Source organism: Candidatus Roizmanbacteria bacterium, from assembly GCA_016699265.1.
In the GTDB taxonomy this organism is placed as follows: domain Bacteria; phylum Patescibacteriota; class Microgenomatia; order UBA1406; family GWC2-37-13; genus CAZLQR01.
In genome coordinates this window covers 268,256-289,925 of sequence record CP064967.1, presented here as the reverse complement: position 1 = coordinate 289,925, position 21,670 = coordinate 268,256, and the positions used below count along the sequence as shown (strand labels likewise).

Here is a 21,670-nt window from a genome sequence, read left to right as displayed (position 1 = left end):
CTTTTCAGCATTCTACACAACATGAAAATCCCATGTAGCGAAATATCTATTTCGTTAAAACAGGACCTAAAAAAGCGAGTTGCCGATCTTAAAAAAAGAGGAGCGACGCCTAAGCTTACTACTGTACTTATTGGAACTGCCGCAGATCAACTCTCTTTCGTTGCCATAAAGAAAAAGGTTGCAGCGGAAATTGGAGTTGAGTTTGAGTTCTCTCACTTTAAAAAATGCCCACCATTTCTTGAGTTTGCAACAAAACTTCGTGAACTTGCACATAGACCAAACACAACCGGAGTCATAATCCAGTTACCACTGCCATCGCATGTGCAGAGCGATACTTTATACAACTATATTCCTTCAGTAAAGGATATAGAAGGCCATAGGACAAAGTCGCCACATCTACCTCCTCTTGGTCTTGCAGTTATCTCGTTACTGAAGTTTATAGCAAGCCCTCACGAGCATAAAAAGGCGATCTATCCCGACACAGTAAACGATAAAGTTCTTTTTAAGCAAATGCTTAAGCATAAAAAGATAGTACTTGTAGGAAGTGGCGTAACAGGAGGGCATCCCATCGCACAAGCGTTACAAGAGTTCAGAGTTGGCTTTATTAATGTAAACAGTAGAACTCACGACCCAGACCAGTACTACAGAGAGGCTGACATTATCATTACCTCAGTTGGTAAGAAAGTGATCAAGCCTGAGATGCTCAAAAAGGGTGTTATTCTCATAAACACAGGACTACATAAAATCGGTACTAAACTACGTGGTGATTATGACGAAGATGAGGTAAAAAATATTGCAAGCTGGTACACGCAAACTCCAAATGGAACAGGACCACTTGATGTACTATTTTTATACAAAAACCTGATTAATGCTGCAGAACTTCAACTTGCGAGCTAATGAATGATTTAATTGTCATTACGGGCCAAACGGCAACAGGCAAAACCAAACTTGCACTCGACTACGCTAAAAAACTAGATGGTGAATTGATAAGCTCCGACTCCAGACAGGTCTACAAATTACTCGACATTATTACTGGCAAAGACAAAGAGATGCTTGAGAAAAATGATGTTCCTATACGTCTTATTGATGTTATAACTCCTGACAAACCATTTTCCTCATTCGACTTTGTTCAGTACGCTTCGAGGGCAATTGCAGATATTCAAAAAAGAAAAAAAACCCCAATTGTTGTTGGAGGAACTTATCTATACACAAAACATCTCTTGTACGGTCAAAGTATAAATGTTCCGGAAAATCAAGAACTTAGAGAAGCGCTTGAAAAGTTTTCATTAGTCGAACTACAAAATAAATTAATTTTCATAAATGAAAAAGCATACGAATCGCTAAACAACAGCGATCGAAATAATCCTCGTCGTCTCATTCGCAAGATTGAAATTTTAAAAGGCTTAAAGGCCAATTCGTTAATTCGTGAATTCGTTAATCCTTTAATTGTTGACTCAACTAATCTCAAAATAATCGGCCTCAAACATAAAGACCGAGAGTCATTAGTAAGGGCCGTGACCGAAAGAGTAGAGAAGCGTCTCAAGCAGGGTGCCGTAGAAGAAGTTCAAAAACTACTAAAGAAGGGTTACAAAAAAACAGATCATGGTCTACAGACAATCGGGTACAGACAACTAATCGAACATCTCGAGGGCCGGATAACTCTTGAGGATGCAAAGACTGAATGGATTAATAAAGAGGTCCAGTACGCCAAACGCCAGTATACCTTCATGAAGACCAATGCCGATATAAACTGGGAGACCGTCTAGTTCTACGATTTTTTATTGAAGAGTTTGATAAATGCTTCTTTTGGAATTTCAACCTTTCCAATCATCTTCATCTTTTTCTTTCCCTCTTTCTGCTTCTCAAGAACCTTTCGCTTGCGTCCGACATCTCCTCCTCCAACAGCTTTGCTTCCTTTCATAAGAACATCTTTTCTAAAAGGCGCAATACGTTCGGACGCGATAATCTTACCTTTATAATGACCCTGAACTTTAATTTCATACTGTTGCCTATGTATTACCTCTCGTAGTCTCTTTGTGAGATCTTGAGCTTTTTCTTGCGCTCTTTCCTGAACCACTATCTCAGAAAATTCCTCAATTGGATCGCCATTAATTAGAAGTGTAAGTTTGTCTGCTTTTACCACTTCGTATCTTACTAGTTCCCAGTCTAAGGATGCATAACCAGAGCTTGCGCTTTTTAGTCGATCAAAAAAATCTGAGATCATCTCGGCAAGTGGCATTTCGTAGGTTAGGGTTACTTGATTTTTATTGTCCATTGTTATAAATCTTCCACGATACTCCTGGCAAAGTGTCATAACGACTCCCTGATACTCCGGAGGCATTACGAGAAATATCTTTACATAGGGTTCTAGAAACGTATTGTTCTCAAATTTATACTCAACCTGTGGTGGAGTTAAGACCAGATTAAGTTCGTACTCACGCTCCAGTCTCTCTCTAACAACATCGGCATGAAGCAATCCAAGAAACCCAACTCTAAAACCAGCGCCAAGTGCTTGGCTGAAGATCGGGGTGAACTCAAGAGATGAATCGTTCAGATACAGCTTATCTAAGGCTTTTTTTAAATTTAGATAGTCTGCTGCGTCTGTGGGAAACATCGATGCAAAAACCATCGACTTAACTTTTTTGTATCCGGCTAAAGCAGGATTTAACGATTTTTCTGCGGTGATGCTGTCACCAACCCTTACCTGATGAATATCCTTAAGGTTTGTCACTACATATCCTATTTCCCCTTTTTGTAAAGAATCGGTTGGAGTCAACTCAGGATGAAAAATTCCTACCTCGCTTACCTCAAAAACACTCTTATGAGCAATCAAGCGAACCTTATCTCTTTTCTTCACAGCACCATCAAAGACTCTAACGAAAGCGATTACTCCTTTGTGTGAATCGTAATATGAATCGAAGATAAGACTTTGAAGCTCGGTATTAGTACTGTTAAACGAAGGTTCGGGCACCTTCTCAATTATGTCATTTAGCAATTTTGAAACACCTAAGCCACTTTTTGCAGAGATTTCGTGAATCTCAGACTCTTGTATCCCGAGAAAGTCCACAAGCTGACGCCTTGTCTTTTCTACATCTGCGTGAGGTAGGTCGACTTTGTTGATTACCGGAATAATGGTTAGATTCTTCTCTATGGCCTTGTAGGCATTGGCAATTGTCTGAGCCTGAATTCCTTGAGTCGCATCAACTAAAAGGACGGCTCCTTCAACACACGACAATGTTCTATCAACCTCGTATGAGAAATCCACATGGCCAGGAGTGTCGATTAGATTCAGCTGAAATTTTTCACCGTTATGCTCGAAGTACATCCTCACCGGAGCTAGCTTAATAGTAATGCCTCTTTCGCGGGAGATAGGGTTGCGGTCTAGCATCTGTTCCTCATGCTTGTCCTTGGAAACTACTCCGGTCAACTCAAGGAGCCGATCAGCTAAGGTAGACTTGCCATGGTCAATGTGGGCTATAATTGCAAAGTTTCGTATTTTCATATCACATGGTTTGTCCTTAAGGTCCATAAAGTCCTTAAGGTCCATAAGGTCAGTTGCAAACGGACTTTATAGACTTTCGACTTTACAGACTGTTACGGGGCGTTTTGTCCTTCTATTATAATCCATTAGATGACTGTATAATGATTAAAATGGACAGATTTTCTCGTCACCTGAATAACCCATTTCTACGAGGAAGCATTCTGTTTACCGTTGCTACATTTTTAGGAAGTTTTCTTAACTACGTTTTCAATCTAATTGTCGCAAAGAAACTTGGCCCAACAGGGTTTGGCGAAATCACAGCACTGTTTTCCTACACAACTATTTTTTCTGTACCTATGGCCGTCATAACCATGGTTATCATACAAAAGATAGGGTCAAACAATGAACGTGGCCTGGCCTATGCACTCACTCTAGAACAGTGGTTCTTGACAAAGATTAAGAAATGGTGGCTACTCTTAATTCCGTTTCTCTTTTTGACTCCTGTTATTCAAAAATTTACAAATTTATCATTTTATAGCAGCGCTTCAATTGCACCTTTTATCATGTTAAGTTTTATTGGAGCATACTATGCTGCTCTGCTTCAAGGGCTTCATCTTTTCGGATGGATCTCAACTATAGGAATAATTGCCGTCTTACTGAAGCTTAGCGGAGCATTTGCGATAACAGACGTATCGTTTGGCATTCTTATAATCATAATTTTCCTTTTTCTATCGACGGCATCGGCTGTTGCAAGTTCATTCATAGCGCTCAGGCAGATTTCACAAGGAAGTCAGCTTATTCATTCGAAACTTAAAAGGGGAGTCCTTAGCTCTCTTTTTCAAAAACAGGTTATCATTACGTTTTTTTCCATTCTTGGACTAACGCTACTTGGAAATGCAGATGTAGTTACGGCAAAAAAATTTCTATCCGCAGAACAGGCTGGCATATATGGATCATGGAGCCTTTTGCTAAAATAATTCTTTACCTTATAGGACCTCTCTTGACCGCAAGCTATATCTTCTTTTCAAGTTTGAAAATAAAAAGAATCATGAGAAAGTGCTTAAGCTTTCATTGGCCATTCTTTCAACGATAGGAATCGTAAGTTTTTTGTTCTATCAGTACCTCTCACTACCCATTGTCTACCTCTTGTTTGGAAGCAAGTTCAAATCGATTACACCAGTACTTGGTCTTGCAAGTATATTCGGTACGCTATATGCATCTACAACATTGATCAATAATTATTTTCTTTCCAAAAAATCCTCTCTTTCTTTAATGCCCATAGTGGTAGGGGTTATCTATATTCCAGCTATGTATTTTTTAGGACGCTCGTTACAGAACATTATTACAATTAATTTACTGATCGGAACTCTCCTATTGCTTCTGCAAATTGGCTGTTTGGTGAAGTATAATACCGACAATGGAAAACAAACATAATCACTTCCTAAGTCTTATCATTCCGGTGTACAAACAGGAAAAAACGATTGTCAAAAATATAAGCCAGATTGTTCTTGCCTTAAATCAAATCCGATACCCCTACGAAATTATTGTCGTGATAGATGGAATTCTTGACACTTCTCTCAAAAGAATAAAGTCTGCAAAAATTCCTCATGTTAAAACGCTCGGCTACATGAAAAATCAAGGTAAGGCCTATGCGATAAGGCTTGGTATGACGAAGACGAAAGGGGACTATGTAATGTTTTTGGACTCCGGCCAAGAGATTGATCCAAACGGAATCTCGATGCTACTGGAGCACATGGAATGGTACAAGGCAGATATAATTGTCGGTTCCAAGAGACATCCTGCATCTTATGTGCGCTATCCAATTGTTCGCAAAATATTAAGCTATGGTTACTATTTTTTGGTTAAGTTTCTTTTCAATATAAGAATTAGAGACACTCAAGCCGGAATAAAGGTTTTCAGAAAAAAAACCTTGGAAGTAATTCTTCCACGATTATTGGAAAGAGAGTTTGCGGGCGATCTAGAGATGCTCGTGGCAGCAGATACATTAGGATTTAGCCGTATATATGAAGCCCCAATTAAGCTCGATTATCATTTGGGACCGGTAACATCGGCCGCGACTCTAAAATCGATCAAGGGAATATTAATTGACACACTGGCAATATTTTATAGAAAAAATATAATTCACCATTATCACAAAAAACCTTCCAAGCAAAGACATGGTAAGAAAAATTAAAAAAAAACATCCTTTCATCAGCGTAGTAATTCCAGTTCGGTCGCTTTCATACTTTCTACTATTTGAAAACCTGCCAAATATGGATCTTCAAACCTTCAAGAATTTTGAGGTAATCGTTCTTCCAAATGAGCACTCGACATACGATCTAACCTTAATGAATAAATATAGTTGGCTTAGAATTATTCCGACAGGATCAATTACCAGACCAGCTCAAAAAAGAGACATTGGCGTGAAGAATGCGAAAGGTAAGATTATCGCCTTTATAGATGATGACGCCTATCCCGACCCAGACTGGCTTTTAAATGCTGCAGCACTTTTTAAAAATGGGAGATTTTTAGTTTTGTGTGGACCTGGGGTTCTACCTGAAAAGACCAATATTTGGGAAAAAATATTTGATGAAGCGCTCGTCACGTTTCTTGGGTCTGGCAAATACGCATACAGATTTACACCACAAAAGAAACGTTTTGTAATCGACTATCCATCGATGAATTTTTTTATATATAAGAAAATCTTTGAAAAAGTAGGTGGCTTTAACTCCAACTACTGGCCAGGCGAAGACAGTAAACTCTGTAATGACATAATTGAAAAAGAAAAGGGGAAGATCCTATACCATCCAAAGGTGCTCGTGTTTCACCACAGAAGAATGGAACTAAAAGGCTTTCTTAAACAGCATGGACAGTATGGCTTCCACAGAGGAGCATTCTTCTCACATGGCGACCGTAACTCAAAGGAGCTTACGTACTTAGCCCCTCTTCTGTTGGTGCTTTATCTAGGCACGCTACCTTTCATATATATACTATTATGGCTGCTGCACATGAGCAGCTTAACGCTATACGCGTCTCTTCCTCTCATGCTTTACTGTTTACTAATAGCCATAGTTTTTATACAATCTTTACTCAAGTCAAAGAATCTTATTGTTGCATTTGGCGCTGCTTCGACAGTAGCTTTGACCCACATTTATTACGGTTTAAATTTTATAAAAGGATTAAAAAAAGGACTTAATAAAAACAACTCAATATATGACAAGTAACATAACTCAAGTAAAAAAAGGAGACGTAGAAATTAAGGTTATTCGCGATAAATGTATCGGTGCGGCTACATGCGTTGTATACGCGCCAAGTACCTTCGACCTCGATGAGGACAACATCGCAATAATAAAAAATGAAAACTGGGATCGACTTGAGAAAATAGTGGCTGCAGCACAGTCCTGTCCTGTCCTTGCCATTGAGGTTTTCGTAAAAGGCAAAAAGTGTATCCTAAATAGATGTTACCCGCATTTTTAATCACATTTCGTGAGGTTATTGAGGCATCGCTTATCGTAGCAACGATCCTTGGGATTCTAAGTAAGCTTAATCAGGGCAAAAGTATTAAGACCGTATGGACAGCTACTGCCTTAGCTGGATTTTTGAGCGTCATACTCATTGGAGTTGGAAGCCTTGGTGGTCTTCAATTTCAGAAACTGTACTCTGGCAAAATAGAACAGACCACTGAAGGAGTTCTGATGATTACATCCGCCATATTTATTACATGGGCAGTTTTCTTTCTGCACAAACACTTCTCCAGATACAAGGTTGAACTGCTTAAAAGGTGAGGGACTCTCTTGAAGGCGCGGAGCAAAATGGCCTGTTCATCTTAGTCTTTACAGCGGTTTTTAGAGAAGGCTTTGAAATAGTACTTTTCCTCTCAACCATTTACTTATCAACCAATCCTCAACAAATTTTTGCGGGATTCAGCGCTGGTTTGCTATCGGGACTTTTAGTTGCTATTGCCTTGTTTGCAGCTACTATTAGGCTACCGGTATTCTATGCATTTCGGGCAACGAGCACGCTACTTATCCTATTTGCGGCCGGACTGCTTTCTCGCGGGGTTCATGAGTTCGCAGAAGCAGGCTATATTCCAGAAGTTGGAAAGGTTAATCTCGCCTTCATACCACATGGATCTAGCATCGCTTCAGACATGATAAAAACAGTCTTCGGACTTACAAAATCCATGGATCTTATCCAAATATCATTTTATCTAGCTTATTCATCGGCAATGATTTGGTGGGTATTTATAAGACCTAGAAAATTGACTTTAGAGGCATAAATTGGGATACTTTAAACTATGATCGCCAAGAAAATTCGTAAAAAGATGGTAATGTTGTGCGGATTGCGGTTGGCTATCCTCCTCTTGAGTCTAAAAAGGAGTAGCACTGCTCTCGCAGAATCGTCAGTTTCAGTACTTCAATGCAGCAACCTACATTTACCCAATGGTACCGGCTTATGCAGCATCAAATCTTCAACATCATGGCTACAAAGTTTTCTGGATGGACGGCATTGCAGAAAAGAAAAATACAATGACTGGATAGAGGAATTAAAAAGAATAAGGTTGACTACCTAATGGTAGAGACAAAATCTCCCATTGTGAAGACTCACTGGAAACAAATAAACGACATTAAGGAGAAAATTCCGAGCATTAAACTTATCTGGGTAGGGGATCATGTCAGCTATCTCCCAAATGAGCTATTTGAAAACAGCAACATTGACTATGCAATTGCAGGTGGAGATTATGACTTTATGGCGGTTAATCTTCTCAATCACATATATAAAGGGGAGAAGCTTGAGGGAGGAGTCTACTGGAGAAAAGGAGATAAAAATATAAAGGCAAGACCAGCCGGAAAAAAACAACTCCCAAATAAAGGATTCGTCTATAACAGCGGAATTGCATCCTTAAAACACAACCTTGACACACTGCCTTTTGTTGACCGTGACCTTACCAAGTGGAAACTCTACGCATACGAAAATGGTAACTATAAATACACACCAGCAACATATATGTATTCAGGACGTGACTGTTGGTGGAATCGTTGCACTTTCTGTGTTTGGGATCACACCATAAATCCACTTGGTTCATATAGAAGCTTCTCACCTGAAAGATTGTTTGCAGAGGTTAAGCATGTCGTTGATAAATACGGTATAAAGGAGATCTTCGATGATGCGGGAACCATGTTCATTGGTCCAAAACTTAAGAGATTCTGCGAACTATTAATTGAAAGTGGCTATAACAAGAAAGTAAGATACGGATGTAACATGCGCTTCAATGCATTGAATGAAGAGTATTACAAACTTATGGGTGAGGCTCGATTCAGATTCATTCTGTACGGAATGGAGTCTGGAAATCAAAAAACCTTAGACAAACTAGACAAAGGAACAAAGGAAGTAGATGCAATTAATGGCCCACGACTTGCCAAAAAATATGGAATGGATCCACACGTAACAATAATGTTGGGCTATCCATGGGAGACACTAAAAGAGGCACGACGAACAATCGCAATCGCAAAGTACGCCTTCAAAAAGGGTTATTACGAAACGATGCAGGCGACTATTGTTATTCCATATCCAGGAACTCCACTTTACAAAGAATGCAAGGAAAAAGGTTGGCTACTTACTGACGATTACGATAAATTCGACATGAGACAGTCTGTGATGAAAACGCCCTTTCCTAAGCAGAAGATTTACGAGCTAGAACAAGATCTATACTCATCCTTCATGACACCACAGTACATAACAAGAAAGCTCCTAAGCATTCGAAGTCTGCACGACTTTAAGTATCTTTTCTACATGGCATGGAAACTCATTGGTCATCTTCTCGACTTTGATTCTAACCAAACCAAGGTTAGCTGGAGCTCTCCTAAATTCTGGAAAAACGCCTTTAAAAGTCTCGGAAAGCATTTTGTTGCACCTAAGACATCTGTTGATGCGGAGAAATCAGCAATCAAACTCGCAGACAGTGCAGTTAACCTCTAACCTATGCACGGTATGACGCCGTTGTCATCCCGGACTTGATCCGTGATCCAGAAGTTCAAAATCCTAACTCACTTATCCTATTTAAAATAGTCTGAAGTCTTTCTACTTCTGGGGAACCTTGTTCAATTGCTCTTGTTAACTGCACTTTGGCTTCGGAATATTTTTTAAGCATAAAATATACCTGCCCAATGTCCTGACGAGTCTTCCATTCGTACGAATTAAGAGAAATCGCTTTAAGATAAAATGGCAATGCCTCAGCGTATCTTCCGCGCACCGCCAGCATATGCCCGATATTGTGGTATGGATGACTGTAGTCAGGCTTTAGAGATATTGATTTCTCAAACTCCACCATAGCTTCACTATCTCTGTTTTCATTCATAAGTTGAATGCCTACATTATTATGAGCGCGGGAACTATATGGAGCGGTACTAAGTGTAGCAAGACGTAGACTCATCTCGCTCTCCCAATCCTTTGCTCTATCGTTGGTTCTCCAAGCTAAAGCTAGTACGCAAACCGACAATATTACATATAGCCATATAACATTGATCTTATATCTAGCAGCAACATTAAAAAGTGCTAAAACTACCGCCGTAATCAGTCCAAAAGTTCCGAGGTATGCATAACGCTCTGCCGCAATCTGAATAATATGAATTGGGATTAGTGCGGGTAGAGATGCGACTAAAAAAACCGATAAAAAGAAAAATATTTTTTTGTTTTTAATATTGCTGACCAATAGTCCCAACAAATAAGCAACCACGAAGTATGAGTTAACGATAAGTGGAACTGACTGAACTCCCAACTCATCTAAATGATAAATCGTAAGTCTTTGCGGCCAAAATATTATTTAGGTACGTTCCGATCACTACAGGAATTTGAATAAAGGGCTCAGAAGCTCGGTGGTTCCCGATTGTCGCACTTGCACTAAATGTTGCTATTCTTTCCTGAATGAATGGGTACATAATTCCACCAAAGATCGATATTAACAAAAGCCGATAGAAATCGGTTTCCAGTTCTTCTTGAGCGAACCGAACAGCCATTCGTATAACAGGATAATTATAGGAAGCACAAGCGCCTTCTCAGAAGAAAGCAGCGACAATATAAAGAAAGCAAAAAAGAATGGAGTAAGGGATACGATTTTTCTTTCTGCGCCTAGGATGTAAAAATAATGGAGAAAATTACAAAAAAGCTGTACTGTGGATAGGTGAGGGAAGAGATCCAGACAACAGACTCAACCAACATAGGATGGGCCGCAAAATTAGAGCCGAGAATAAAGCGATGGCACAGCACTCTACTAATATTAGTTACCAATAAATAAATTCCAAATACCGTTCCAAAATGAAAAGCAATATTCATTACTCGATAATACGCCGGATCCAGCCTCCAAACTATACGACGTATGAAGTAGTAAGGTTCTAAAATGGAAATCGGATTTCAAATACTCCATCGATGCTTTTTATATTTTGATTTTGCTCTATGCCAATATGGTCATCAAGAATAAAACCGTGATGCAGAGTTGGCAAGGTATAGAACCGCTAAAAAAGCAACGAATAAAATTGAAATGAATCCAAAAATTTAGGACTTAAGATTTTCACCTGTTAAAGTTACTTACCTTTCAAATTCCTAACGTCCTTCAGTAGTTTAGAAATGGCGGGATTTGGAGGACCGTATTTTAATGCTCTTGACAGATATTCTTCCGCCTCTGGGTACTTCTTAAGAGTGTAGTAGACAAACTACTCCAAGATTTTGATTTAGTCTTATACAGAGTCGGTGCAATCTGGAGTGCTCCAAGATAGGCGTCTGCTGCCTCTGGATACTTGCGAAGAATCGTCAGAGCTATTCCTAAGTTATGACGAGGATCGGCATCTCCAGGTTGTAGCTCAATAGCTCGCTGGAACTCTCTTGCAGCATTTACATAGTCTTGTCGTTGGGCATACACATCGCCCATATTGTTATGAGCGTTTGAACTATGTGGAGAAGCTGCGATCGTTGATGTCCAAAGATTCTCTGCACTCAGCCAGTCAACGTTTCTTAAGATCGTCAACCCCATCAAGACCAAAACGATAAGAGTCACAACCGCGTAGGACGCTGTTTGTACTTGCTTGTACTGGAGCGCTTTATTCAATAGCATTCCTGTAATGACTGCCAAGCCAACAATACTCAGATATGCATATCTCTCGGCAACTACCCAGACAATGTTAAGTGGTATTAGTGATGGAACGAGTGCGATGAAATAGAACGAGATCCAAAAAAATATCTGCCTATTTTTTGAGTACGACATCACCATTGTTACAACGGCTACGATGAAGGCTAACCACCTCAATAGAAATTCTTGAATCGATATCGAAAGTTCGGAATGATAGACCGTAAGGCTCTTAGGAAAAGCAAAAAGCTGAGCATAGAATGTCGTCGCGTACGGAATGTGCTCAATAGGATTGTAAAATTGGGGGCTTATGTAATAATCTTTTTGAAAAGACTGGATTCTTGATCCAACAGTCGTTAGTAGAAATCCTCCAATAGCGGCCGTTATAACTGCGTATGGTATTATTCTCTTCCAGTTCTTTTTGAAGGTGCCTTGGGACAGTTCAAGAAAGACTAGCACTGGCGGAAGCGAGACTGCCTTCTCCGAGGATAGCATCGCAAGTAAAAAAAAGACGTAAGAAGCAACTGTCCATTTTCTATCTTCTGAGGCTCTTATGTAGAAGTAGAGCGATGCCATGAAAAAGAAAGCATACTGGGGATAGGTTACCGCCGAGATCCACGTTACCGATTCTGTGAGAAGAGGATGTACGGCAAAGATGACACCAGCTAAGAAGGCGACATTTTTATTTATCAGTCGCTTTGCAACAAGATAGAGAGAAGCTACCGTCCCAAAATGGAACAAGATATTGAAAATGCGGTATGCGAAAGGCTCGTACTGACCGAGTGAATAAGATATATTCAAGATTAAATACCTGAAGGCACTCACGGGATATTTATAGATTGAGCTAAACTGTCCTACGGCTGGATTATCTTTGATCCCAGCTTTGTCGTCTATAAGGAACGGGGCATTAAATGCGTTCGCGTAAGAAATAAGAATTAGTACTGCAAAAATAACGTAAGGCCAGACGGTGTTTTTCTTGAGGAATGATGTTATTTTTTCCATATAACTAGAATTAATTATATCGACTATAATATCGATTACTATTCTATGACACGGCCACAACCTTCAGTCACCTTTGTCACACCGACACTTAACAGCGAAGCCACTCTATATGAGTGCATCGCAAGTGTTGATAAACTTGATTATCCCAAAAAACAAATCAATATGTTCGTCATGGATGACGGCTCTACTGACAATACTCTCAAGATAGCCAAACAGTTCAGTTTCTGTAAGGTATTTAATGTTAAAACAAGCGGACCTGAAGAAGCAACCGCAATTGGCTTTAACCACGCTACCTCAGACTATGTCGTAAATTTTTCGTCGGACAACGTGCTTCCAGACAAAAAATGGCTTCAGAGGATGCTCAGCCCGCTTGAGACGAACAAGAAGTTGATTGCGAGCGAGTCAATAAACTACCGGTACGTTCGGTCAGATAAGCTATTAAATAGATATTTTGCTCTTTTTGGAATGAACGACCCTATCGCATTTTATCTAGGCAAACGAGACAGAAGAGCGTACTTTGAAAACAACTGGCATCTTAAAACAGCTGCAATAGATAGGGGCAGCTATTATGAAGCGTCGTTTACCGAAGAGAACATGCCAACTATGGGCGCAAATGGCTTTGTGATTAGAACAAGAACGATAAAGAAGGTCACCAAAGACCCCAAAAAATTCTCTCATATTGACTCTTGCGTCGATCTACTAAGATTGGGACATGACACATTTGCATTTGTGAAGACAACTCTTTGGCACAAAACAGGGGAAAGCCTTTCTACATATTTTTATAAAAGGAGAAGATATGCACTTGAACTCTATTTTAAGAAACAAAAATCGCGGCGATACCATCTATACAATCCAGATACTGACAGGGTCAAACTGGCAATATATATTGTTCTCTCGTTAACTTTAATCGAGCCAACATACCAAGCAGTACGTGGTTACCTAAAGGTGCGGGATAAAGCATGGTTTTTACATCCGCTTATCTGCTTTTTTACTACATGGAATTATATATACATATATATGAAATTCCGTTTCCTCTCATTTACAGGAACGAAATAGTTTTTGTGCTATAATCCTCTTACTTTTCTATGATCAAGCTAATCAAGTCAACATTTTATGAAGAAGAAAAATCAAAACTTGAACTAGCATTTTTTATTGCACAAACTTCTTATCTGAGCTTCGGTAAACAATGCGAATTGTTTGAACGAAATTTTTCTCACTACCAAAACCGTAAGCACGCTATTTTTCTAAACAGCGGAAGCTCTGCAAACTTAGCAATAATTCAAGCATTACTGAATCTTGGAAAAATTAAACAGGGGGACCTTGTTGGGTTTTCCGCACTCACATGGTCCACAAACGTAATGCCACTTCTTCAACTTGGTCTTCAGGCAGTTCCTATAGATGTCGAGCTAGATACTTTAAATGTGTCCTCAAAAAAGTTTGAAGAAACGATTTCCAAGTTTCCGATCAAATTACTATTTCTCACAAACTTGCTTGGCTTTTGTGATGACATTGATAAGATTAAAAATCTTTGTGAAAAAAATAACATTATTCTCATAGAAGATAATTGCGAATCTTTGGGAACGGTTTATAAAGGTAAAAAATTGGGCAACTTTGGTTTAGCGAGCACATTCTCGTTTTACGTAGGCCACCATATGTCCACAATCGAAGGAGGCGCCGTATGCACAGATAATGAAGAACTAGCATCGATGCTCAGAATGGTACGAGCACACGGCTGGGATCGTAATCTAAATGAAAAATCACAAAACAAGATAAGATCTAAGCACAACATTAATTCTTCATTTTATTCTCGCTACACATTCTACGACCTAGGATACAATCTGAGACCTACTGAAATAAATGGCTTCCTAGGCAATCAGCAGCTCAAATATATTGACAAGATAGTAAAACGAAGAAATGAGATCTTCATGAAAATTGCACCAGTAATTTACAAGAATAAGAAGAAATATTATCCAATTAGATACTCGCATATTCAACTTTTGTCTAACTTCGCAGTACCCATAATCTGCAGATCAAAGGCAATTAGAGATCAACTGGTCACCAAATGTAAAGACATTGTTGAGATACGACCGGTTGTGGCTGGAGACATCACTCAGCAACCTTTCTTCTCAAAACATATGAGCATATTCAAGCATATTCTTGGTAATTCCAATGCAAAATTGATTCACGATCAAGGCCTCTACTTCGGCAATAATCCAGATCTGACAGATGATGAAGTTAATACTCTGATAAAAATATTTGCCTAAGCATTATTATGCATGTGCCCTTTGTAAATCTTAGCACTCAGTTTAAGGAGCATGAAACGAACATCTACTCAATCATTAAGAATGTCTTGGATAAAGGGTTATTTATTGGGGGCGAAGAGGTTATCTCGTTTGAACATAGTTTTGCGAGATATATTGGTACCAAGCACTGCGTCTCGCTCAACTCCGGAACGGATGCTCTCATACTAGGAACGCGCGCGCTTGGCTTCTCCGCACCGGATGAGATTATTTTTCCATCCAATACTTACTACGCCACGATCTTGGCGGCCGTCGCGAACGGAGTTAAGCCGGTGTTGTCAGAGGTAGATGCAGATGACTTTGGATATGATCTATCAACACTTAAAAAAAAGATTAATACCAGAACAAAGGCAATTATGGTTGTCCATCTTTACGGTCAGTCTGACAAAATTGGTGAAATTCAGTCGCTGATCAAAAAAACCGGAAGAAAAATTCACATTATCGAGGATGCTTGTCAGGCACATGGAGCAAAATTCGGCACAAAACGCGTTGGTGGATTTGGCACCTTCTCTGCGTTTTCATTTTATCCCAGTAAAAACTTGGGCGCCTATGGAGATGGGGGAGCAATCACAACAAACGATCAGCAGCTTGCATCAAAGATAAGACGGTTGAAGGAGTACGGTCAGTCAAGTAAGTATCGCCATGAGTCCGTAGGCTTCAACTCGAGACTCGACACTCTTCAGGCGGCAGTTCTTAGTTACAAACTAGAACAGCTTGACGGATGGAACAAAAAAAGACAGGATCTGTCAAAGATCTACCACACAATGCTAGGCATCATTCCAGATATCACATTACCAAACGTCTACAAAGATCGGAAAAGCGTATACCATCTGTTTGTCATTAGAACTAAACAAAGGGACGCACTTCAAAAATACCTACAGGAAAAGGGTGTCGCAACGCAGATTCATTATCCTTATCCAATTCATATGCAAAATGCGTGGAAATTTCTAAAGTACAAACAGGGAGACTTTCCAGTCGCAGAAAAATTATCCGATGAAATACTTTCACTGCCAATGTATCCAGAGCTTACAGAAAGACAAGTCAGGTATGTGTGCATTTCGATACTGAATTTCTTTTATAACTAAGGCATTGGCATATTTTATATGAACGTATCTATATTTATCCCAACAGGAAATCGAGCCCTATCGCTTGATAAAACACTACAGTCTCTCACAAAGCAGGCTTACAAAAACTTTGAAGTCATCGTTGTAGACTATAAATCGTCAGATAATACGGAGGCTGTTATAAAAAAATATTCTAAGAAACTACGCATTAAAGTTCTTCGACAAAAAACAAAAGGTCTAGCAAAAGCCGCAAATCAGGCATTAAAGCAAGCTCGAGGAAAAATATTTATCAGAACGGATGACGACGTCATAATGAGTAAGGACTGGCTACTGGCAATCTTTGACACCTTTTCAAAATACAAAGATGTCGGAGGGGTAACAGGGCCTACGGTGATACCTGTAGCATTTAGAAAAAATAGGGATCTATTCATAATCGAAGAACGTTTCAAAAAGGGAAACATACTTTGGAAACTTATTGGGTCACTATACTTTGGCTACTTCATGGACGGACAACCTCGACGAGTAGGTCACTGGTTTGATTCGGGCGCCTTCGGATTGGGATCCAATTTTCCAGAGGCAAAAAACGAGAAACAACATGAGGTTTCAAATCTGGAGGCTTGTAACTTCTCAGTACGCAAGAATCTGCTCAAAAAAATTGGCGGCTTTGACACGTTTTATTCAGGAGTAGGAGAGTATCATGAGCCTGACGCTGCCTTTAAGATTAAGGGGCTTGGTTACAAGTTGATCTTTAACCCTAAGGCTTCACTAAATCACTGTCCATCCAAGCAGGGCTTCTTTAATGACAGACCAGAAAGCTATAGTAGGATGATTAACTTCATTGTATTTTATCGTCGTCATATTAAACTTGACTCGCTAAGAAAATTTTTTCACTTCATACCTTACCTTATATTTCTAGATGCTTACTATATATACACCGCCGTTAAAACAAAACAACTTAAGCAACTTGGAGCCATTCCAGGTACAATAGTGGGGTTTCTAAAATGAAAAAACTCAATTTTAAGCTAACAAAATTTAAGTCTTTTTCCGATAAAAGAGGAAAGCCAATTGTTTTTTTAAAGGAATCTGAGCTGCATAGCGCAAAGAAAAAATTCGGACAAATATACTTTGTTACCTTCAATAAAAGAGGGGCTGTACGTGGAAACCACTACCATAAAAAATGGTACGAGTGGTTTGGGATAGTTGAGGGAAAGGTAAAGGTAATCATCGAGGATGTTAGAACCAAAAAAAGAAAGCAAATCACGCTGAGTGCTGAAAAAGATAAATATATACGAATTGAGACTGGTCCATATATCGCACACGCAATAGTGAGCCTTACCAAAAGAGCTTCGCTACTCAGTTATGCCGACACTGAGTGGACAACAGACGATACGCATTACTACAAACTGGCTTAAAGTTATGAATATAAAAAAAGTAGCCTTCATCGGAGCAAATAGCGCAATGGGCGCAAAAACGGCAGCTATTATTGCCGCCTTTGGAGATCTACCCGTTTTCATGATTGCGCGCGATATTAAAAAAGCAAAAGATGGTATAGAGATCGCCGTAAGATCTGTGAGAAGCAATAGCATTAGAAGCAATCTTATTCCCTCCACTTATAGCGATCTTCCACGAATCCTAAAGCAATGCGACTGGATAGTTGAGGCGGTAGCCGAAAACTACGAGATAAAAACTTCTGTAAACCTTCTGATTAAAAGACAAAGAAGAAAGGGCGCATCATTTCTTCTCTTACATCTGGCCTCTCAATTGCAAAACTTTCGGGAGTCTTAGATGACGATGATCGTAAAAATTACATGGGAGTGCATTTTTTCAATCCACCTTATAAAATGTTGCTCTGCGAGGTGATACCGTCAAAGTACACGGACCTGACCAAGACCAAAGAACTTGAGACTTTTCTTGAAAAGGTTTTGCTTAGAAAAGTTATACAAGCCAAAGATAGTCCAGCGTTTGTCGCAAATAGAATCGGTTTCCAACTCATCAATGAGGCAGCCATCTATGCATATAAATATAGAGACAGAGGTGGAGTTTCATATATCGATTCATTGCTGGGTCGCCACACCGGACGCGCTCTTGCCCCTCTTGAAACACTGGACTTTGTTGGCCTAGACGTGCATAAAGCGATTATCGATAATCTCAAAAACAATCTTTCTAACACGGACAGTGCAATAGCAACATTTAGCATGCCTTCCTTTTTACAGACTTTGATAAGAAAGGGAAAGTTCGGAAATAAATCAGGAGATGGACTATATACAAAAAAAGAAATTGAAGGGCACAAAAAGAGATTTACTTTCGACATTAAGACTAATAAATATTTGCCCCATCAAAAATATTATAGTCCTGTAGTAGAAGCGATGCGAGAATATATACATAAAGGGGAATATAAGAGGGCATTTCACATTCTTAAGGAATCAAGTCATGCAGATGCCGATATTATCAAATACTTTATAGCACGCTACATAAGCTATTCATTTTCACTTGTAGGAGACGTTGTAGATAACAAAGAAATAATTGATCGCGCAATGGGATTTGGGTTCAGTTGGGTACCTCCATCCGCTATGGTGGATCTACTTGGAGGAGTAGACGAAACGTCAACAATGATTAAAAAATATAAATTACAGGTGCCTACATTACTAGCACTACATAAAAAATCTAGCAATAACTTTTATAAATTGCAGGCAGAACTAGATTACAGATCTTTAATTAAAGTATGAAAAACCCTGTTTATATTCTCGGTGGGTCTCAGACAGATTTTCAAAGAAATTGGACTAAAGAAGGAAAGAATTTTTTAGCAATGCTTAACGAAATAGTTAATGACGGACTCGATGCAGTCCGTATGGATTTTTCTGAAATAAAAAAATTAGGATCAACAAAAACTATTGGTATATTTATCGGCAACTTTAACGCTCAACAGTATGTGCAACAAGGCCACCTTGGCGCCTTTCTCACAGAGATAGATCGTAGCTTTAATGGCATTCCAGCCGCAAGATATGAAGCGGCATGTGCCTCCGGATCGGTGGCAATCGATGCGGCACGTGCCAAAATTCAGGCTGGTGACATTGACGTTGCCATCGTCATCGGTATGGAGATCATGAAATCTGTACCACCACAGGTGGGCGGAGACTATCTAGGTACCGCAGCGTTTTATGAAACTGAAGCAAAAGGGATAGAGTTCCCTTTCCCAAAATTATTTGGGAAACTAGCGGATCAGATAATTAAAAAGTATAAAGTTCCAGAAAAACGATTTCTTGATTCTCTAGCGGAAATTTCAAACATTAATTACTCAAACGCAAAAAGGAATTCGAATGCACAGACACGTTCTTGGTTTATGAGCAATAAGCACGCGCAGCTGAGAAATGATTCCTATAACTTTTCGATTGGAGGAAGACTGTGTACATCAGACTGCTCTCAAATTACAGATGGCGCAGCGATGCTAGTCTTATCATCCAAACAATACGCAAAACAGTATGCGAAAAAACGAAGCATAAAAACTAACAAAATCTCAAAAATCAAAGGTATGGGTTTTACAGTAGCTCCAATAACCTTTGCAGAAAAAATATCCCAAGCGACGGGGATGAGGCATATACTTCCATGGACGAAAGAAGCCGTTGATGATGCCTACACAATGTCGAAACTAACTATCAAAAATATTGATGTTATAGAAACACACGACTGCTTTACCTCAAGTGAGTATGCTTGTATTTCTGCGTTCGGACTATGTAAGCCGGGAAGAGAGTATGAGGTGGTGGAAAGTGGGATGATTGATTTTAATGGCAAAAAACCAATTAATCCAAGTGGCGGGCTTATTGGCGCTGGCCATCCCGTTGGTGCCACTGGAGTTCGCATGACGCTAGATCTCCACAAGCAAGTCACAAACTCTGCTGGCAATTATCAAGTCGCATCTGCAAAAAATGGCTTAATGCTAAATATCGGAGGTTCTGCAACTACAAATATTGCGTATATAATAGGAAGATGAAATTTAATAATAACTACACAGTTGGCAAAAAGGTTATCCTTGGCAAAGGTGTGCGGATAGGTGATAGAACGGTAATATACGATAATGTCGTAATAGGCGAAAACTCTATAATCGCAAATGATTGCATAATCGGTGAACCGACGCAAGATTACTACTATGACGACTCTTACAAAAATCCTAAAACCATCATAGGGGCAGATAGCTTAATACGAAGTCACACAATCATATATGCTGGGTCTAAATTTGGTACAAACTTACAGACAGGACATCGAGTGATGATACGAGAAAAGACAAAAATGGGAGACCACTGCTCTGTTGGAACACTGTCCGATATTCAAGGTCATGCGACATTCGGAGATTATTGCAGACTGCATAGTAATGCTCATGTCTGTCAAGGTACTAAAATTGGCAACTTTGTCTACATCTATCCATATGTTGTATTCACAAATGATCCGACTCCTCCGTCTAACGTATATAAAGGAGTCACGGTAGGAGATTATTCCATAATCTCTACTGGGTCCATCATTATGCCAGGAATAAAAATTGGCGAAAACTGTTTAGTTGGAGCGGGTTGCGTAGTAACAAAAAATGTTAAGGATTTTGAACTCGTACTGGGCGTTCCAGGGAGAAAGATTTGCGATGTTCGCGATATCGAATCACGCGAAAGTAAGGGGAAGAAGCACTATCCATGGATGAATAACTTCTCAAGGGGTAAACCATGGGAGAAGATTGGGTATAAAAAATGGATTGCAAAAAAAACTACTTCAATATGAAAAAAAAATCAAAGACAGCTGTTCTTGTTGTAGCCTACAACAGAGCTAAGGTTTTAGATGAGTGTCTAAAAGCGCTCCAAAAGAATAGGCCGAAATCAATATATGAAATATTTGTTATCGATAACGGCTCAAAGGAGAATGTCCGTGACATATGCCGAAAGAACAATGCTTCCTACCTCCGGCTTCCCAAAAATGTGTACGTTTCTAAAGCAGTCAATATTGGATTCACTCACTTTCGTATCTCAAAAAAATTTGATTTTGTAATACTTATGGGAAGCGACGTGCTAACAGATACAAGCCTAATACAAAAACTCTCTGAGTTTATGCAATCACACCCAAATGTCGGAGTATCTGGACCTTCTCATTATGAGATAACAACGAAGGTTCTTATTTCTATTGGGGTTACCATTAATCGAACTAGCAGCCTTCTGCACAATTTTACAGATAAAAAAAATCCTCATGGCATGAATCACTTTCATAGTCTATATATAACTAGATCCAAAATTTTTAATCAAATTAAAGGATTCGATCATATTTTATTTCCCATGATCTATGAGGAGCCTGATATGGGGGAGAGGATCTTATCGTTGGGTTATGAGATTACATCTTGTCCGCAGGCAAGAATCTGGCATCCGCTCGACGATGCTATAGTCGCACATACGAGCGCTAAAACAAGAGCTAAGAGGCTCTACTCTAATCGCGCCAAAGCATATTTATTTTTTAGAAACAGAATCATCTACATGCGTAAACATAGCAGCCTAGCTCAATTTATATTATTTATGGCAATCTGGAATCCCATAATCACGATCACGTATCTTCCAACTGTTGATCCAAAAAATATTGTGATTGCAATTCAGGGCATAGCAGATGGTATTATGTACGGACTTTGGAGAGATAGATCGTATATTCAGAGGCAAAATAAAAATATTTTAAGTATATAATG

The 21,670-nt window shown here is 39.3% G+C and carries 22 protein-coding genes and 1 pseudogene; 19 read left to right on the top strand and 4 right to left on the bottom strand.

Annotated features, from left to right (window positions below; all coding sequences use genetic code 11):
- Positions 1 to 21 precede the first annotated feature (21 nt).
- Both IPH70_01645 and miaA read left to right on the top strand, forming a co-directional pair.
- A complete protein-coding gene (locus IPH70_01645) occupies positions 22 to 897 on the top strand; it encodes a bifunctional 5,10-methylenetetrahydrofolate dehydrogenase/5,10-methenyltetrahydrofolate cyclohydrolase (GenBank protein QQR64209.1) in 876 nt (291 codons plus the stop codon).
- Positions 897 to 1,766, top strand: coding sequence for a tRNA (adenosine(37)-N6)-dimethylallyltransferase MiaA (miaA, locus tag IPH70_01640; protein QQR64208.1), 870 nt, complete (start codon positions 897 to 899; stop codon positions 1,764 to 1,766). The genes IPH70_01645 and miaA overlap by 1 nt, the downstream gene beginning before the upstream one ends.
- Positions 1,767 to 1,768: 2 nt before the next feature.
- On the opposite strand, the gene lepA is transcribed toward miaA, so the two are convergent.
- On the bottom strand, positions 1,769 to 3,502 hold the full coding sequence (gene lepA / locus IPH70_01635) for an elongation factor 4 (GenBank protein QQR64207.1): 1,734 nt from the start codon (positions 3,500 to 3,502) through the stop codon (positions 1,769 to 1,771).
- Between the two features lie 149 nt (positions 3,503 to 3,651).
- Between lepA and IPH70_01630 the strand changes: the two genes are divergently transcribed.
- The 8 genes from IPH70_01630 to IPH70_01595 all read left to right on the top strand — a co-directional run bounded on the left by IPH70_01630 (position 3,652) and on the right by IPH70_01595 (position 9,460).
- Positions 3,652 to 4,458 carry a hypothetical protein gene (locus IPH70_01630; GenBank protein ID QQR64206.1) on the top strand — a complete coding sequence of 269 codons (807 nt, stop codon included), beginning with the start codon at positions 3,652 to 3,654 and terminating at the stop codon, positions 4,456 to 4,458.
- Between the two features lie 79 nt (positions 4,459 to 4,537).
- Positions 4,538 to 4,915 carry a hypothetical protein gene (locus IPH70_01625; GenBank protein QQR64205.1) on the top strand — a complete coding sequence of 126 codons (378 nt, stop codon included), beginning with the start codon at positions 4,538 to 4,540 and terminating at the stop codon, positions 4,913 to 4,915.
- The gene (locus IPH70_01620) at positions 4,899 to 5,675 is read left to right on the top strand and encodes a glycosyltransferase (GenBank protein QQR64204.1); all 777 of its coding nucleotides are present in this window, start codon (positions 4,899 to 4,901) and stop codon (positions 5,673 to 5,675) included. The genes IPH70_01625 and IPH70_01620 overlap by 17 nt, the downstream gene beginning before the upstream one ends.
- Positions 5,659 to 6,705 carry a glycosyltransferase gene (locus tag IPH70_01615; GenBank protein ID QQR64203.1) on the top strand — a complete coding sequence of 349 codons (1,047 nt, stop codon included), beginning with the start codon at positions 5,659 to 5,661 and terminating at the stop codon, positions 6,703 to 6,705. Before IPH70_01620 ends, IPH70_01615 begins: the two co-directional genes overlap by 17 nt.
- Entirely contained in the window at positions 6,695 to 6,958 is a 264-nt protein-coding gene (locus IPH70_01610) for a ferredoxin (GenBank protein QQR64202.1), read from the top strand. Before IPH70_01615 ends, IPH70_01610 begins: the two co-directional genes overlap by 11 nt.
- Complete coding sequence (locus IPH70_01605; protein ID QQR64201.1) at positions 6,940 to 7,266, top strand: FTR1 family protein; 327 nt, start codon at positions 6,940 to 6,942, stop codon at positions 7,264 to 7,266. The genes IPH70_01610 and IPH70_01605 overlap by 19 nt, the downstream gene beginning before the upstream one ends.
- Positions 7,263 to 7,760, top strand: coding sequence for an FTR1 family protein (locus IPH70_01600; GenBank protein ID QQR64200.1), 498 nt, complete (start codon positions 7,263 to 7,265; stop codon positions 7,758 to 7,760). Before IPH70_01605 ends, IPH70_01600 begins: the two co-directional genes overlap by 4 nt.
- Positions 7,761 to 8,053: 293 nt before the next feature.
- Positions 8,054 to 9,460: a radical SAM protein gene (locus IPH70_01595; GenBank protein ID QQR64199.1), complete on the top strand. Its 1,407-nt coding sequence runs from the start codon at positions 8,054 to 8,056 to the stop codon at positions 9,458 to 9,460.
- 55 nt (positions 9,461 to 9,515) lie between these two features.
- Here IPH70_01595 and IPH70_01590 read toward each other — a convergent pair whose 3' ends face one another.
- The 3 genes from IPH70_01590 to IPH70_01580 all read right to left on the bottom strand — a co-directional run bounded on the left by IPH70_01590 (position 9,516) and on the right by IPH70_01580 (position 12,602).
- Positions 9,516 to 10,259 (bottom strand): hypothetical protein, encoded by a 744-nt coding sequence (locus tag IPH70_01590; GenBank protein ID QQR64198.1) that lies wholly within the window; start codon positions 10,257 to 10,259, stop codon positions 9,516 to 9,518.
- Positions 10,260 to 10,609: 350 nt separating this feature from the next.
- Positions 10,610 to 10,813 (bottom strand): hypothetical protein, encoded by a 204-nt coding sequence (locus IPH70_01585; protein ID QQR64197.1) that lies wholly within the window; start codon positions 10,811 to 10,813, stop codon positions 10,610 to 10,612.
- Positions 10,814 to 11,129: 316 nt separating this feature from the next.
- Positions 11,130 to 12,602, bottom strand: coding sequence for a glycosyltransferase family 39 protein (locus IPH70_01580; protein QQR64196.1), 1,473 nt, complete (start codon positions 12,600 to 12,602; stop codon positions 11,130 to 11,132).
- 45 nt (positions 12,603 to 12,647) lie between these two features.
- Here IPH70_01580 and IPH70_01575 point away from each other — a divergent pair, with 45 nt between their 5' ends.
- The 9 genes and pseudogenes from IPH70_01575 (at position 12,648) to IPH70_01535 (ending at position 21,668) form a co-directional block, all read left to right on the top strand.
- Entirely contained in the window at positions 12,648 to 13,658 is a 1,011-nt protein-coding gene (locus tag IPH70_01575) for a glycosyltransferase family 2 protein (protein ID QQR64195.1), read from the top strand.
- Between the two features lie 29 nt (positions 13,659 to 13,687).
- Positions 13,688 to 14,866: a DegT/DnrJ/EryC1/StrS aminotransferase family protein gene (locus IPH70_01570; protein QQR64194.1), complete on the top strand. Its 1,179-nt coding sequence runs from the start codon at positions 13,688 to 13,690 to the stop codon at positions 14,864 to 14,866.
- 14 nt (positions 14,867 to 14,880) lie between these two features.
- Positions 14,881 to 15,987: a DegT/DnrJ/EryC1/StrS family aminotransferase gene (locus tag IPH70_01565; protein ID QQR64193.1), complete on the top strand. Its 1,107-nt coding sequence runs from the start codon at positions 14,881 to 14,883 to the stop codon at positions 15,985 to 15,987.
- A gap of 18 nt (positions 15,988 to 16,005) precedes the next feature.
- Positions 16,006 to 16,971 carry a glycosyltransferase family 2 protein gene (locus IPH70_01560; GenBank protein QQR64192.1) on the top strand — a complete coding sequence of 322 codons (966 nt, stop codon included), beginning with the start codon at positions 16,006 to 16,008 and terminating at the stop codon, positions 16,969 to 16,971.
- Entirely contained in the window at positions 16,968 to 17,378 is a 411-nt protein-coding gene (locus tag IPH70_01555) for a WxcM-like domain-containing protein (GenBank protein ID QQR64191.1), read from the top strand. Before IPH70_01560 ends, IPH70_01555 begins: the two co-directional genes overlap by 4 nt.
- Positions 17,326 to 18,692 (top strand): annotated as a pseudogene (locus IPH70_01550) (3-hydroxyacyl-CoA dehydrogenase family protein). The gene IPH70_01555 and the pseudogene IPH70_01550 overlap by 53 nt, the downstream one beginning before the upstream one ends.
- On the top strand, positions 18,689 to 19,954 hold the full coding sequence (locus IPH70_01545; GenBank protein ID QQR64190.1) for a thiolase domain-containing protein: 1,266 nt from the start codon (positions 18,689 to 18,691) through the stop codon (positions 19,952 to 19,954). The pseudogene IPH70_01550 and the gene IPH70_01545 overlap by 4 nt, the downstream one beginning before the upstream one ends.
- The gene (locus IPH70_01540; protein QQR64189.1) at positions 19,951 to 20,727 is read left to right on the top strand and encodes an N-acetyltransferase; all 777 of its coding nucleotides are present in this window, start codon (positions 19,951 to 19,953) and stop codon (positions 20,725 to 20,727) included. The genes IPH70_01545 and IPH70_01540 overlap by 4 nt, the downstream gene beginning before the upstream one ends.
- Entirely contained in the window at positions 20,724 to 21,668 is a 945-nt protein-coding gene (locus IPH70_01535; GenBank protein ID QQR64188.1) for a glycosyltransferase family 2 protein, read from the top strand. Before IPH70_01540 ends, IPH70_01535 begins: the two co-directional genes overlap by 4 nt.
- The last annotated feature ends 2 nt before the right edge of the window (positions 21,669 to 21,670 follow it).

Bases quoted from the DNA above. Each gene is read 5' to 3' on its own strand.
- IPH70_01615 (QQR64203.1), top strand. From the start codon at position 5,659: ATGGTAAGAAAAATTAAAAAAAAACATCCTTTCATCAGCGTAGTAATT.
- lepA (QQR64207.1), bottom strand. From the start codon at position 3,502: ATGAAAATACGAAACTTTGCAATTATAGCCCACATTGACCATGGCAAG.
- IPH70_01585 (QQR64197.1), bottom strand. From the start codon at position 10,813: ATGAATATTGCTTTTCATTTTGGAACGGTATTTGGAATTTATTTATTG.
- IPH70_01580 (QQR64196.1), bottom strand. From the start codon at position 12,602: ATGGAAAAAATAACATCATTCCTCAAGAAAAACACCGTCTGGCCTTAC.
- IPH70_01630 (QQR64206.1), top strand. From the start codon at position 3,652: ATGGACAGATTTTCTCGTCACCTGAATAACCCATTTCTACGAGGAAGC.
- IPH70_01545 (QQR64190.1), top strand. From the start codon at position 18,689: ATGAAAAACCCTGTTTATATTCTCGGTGGGTCTCAGACAGATTTTCAA.
- IPH70_01595 (QQR64199.1), top strand. From the start codon at position 8,054: ATGGTAGAGACAAAATCTCCCATTGTGAAGACTCACTGGAAACAAATA.
- IPH70_01540 (QQR64189.1), top strand. From the start codon at position 19,951: ATGAAATTTAATAATAACTACACAGTTGGCAAAAAGGTTATCCTTGGC.
- IPH70_01620 (QQR64204.1), top strand. From the start codon at position 4,899: ATGGAAAACAAACATAATCACTTCCTAAGTCTTATCATTCCGGTGTAC.
- IPH70_01570 (QQR64194.1), top strand. From the start codon at position 13,688: ATGATCAAGCTAATCAAGTCAACATTTTATGAAGAAGAAAAATCAAAA.
- IPH70_01610 (QQR64202.1), top strand. From the start codon at position 6,695: ATGACAAGTAACATAACTCAAGTAAAAAAAGGAGACGTAGAAATTAAG.
- IPH70_01645 (QQR64209.1), top strand. From the start codon at position 22: ATGAAAATCCCATGTAGCGAAATATCTATTTCGTTAAAACAGGACCTA.
- miaA (QQR64208.1), top strand. From the start codon at position 897: ATGAATGATTTAATTGTCATTACGGGCCAAACGGCAACAGGCAAAACC.
- IPH70_01575 (QQR64195.1), top strand. From the start codon at position 12,648: ATGACACGGCCACAACCTTCAGTCACCTTTGTCACACCGACACTTAAC.
- IPH70_01555 (QQR64191.1), top strand. From the start codon at position 16,968: ATGAAAAAACTCAATTTTAAGCTAACAAAATTTAAGTCTTTTTCCGAT.
- IPH70_01605 (QQR64201.1), top strand. From the start codon at position 6,940: ATGTTACCCGCATTTTTAATCACATTTCGTGAGGTTATTGAGGCATCG.
- IPH70_01535 (QQR64188.1), top strand. From the start codon at position 20,724: ATGAAAAAAAAATCAAAGACAGCTGTTCTTGTTGTAGCCTACAACAGA.
- IPH70_01560 (QQR64192.1), top strand. From the start codon at position 16,006: ATGAACGTATCTATATTTATCCCAACAGGAAATCGAGCCCTATCGCTT.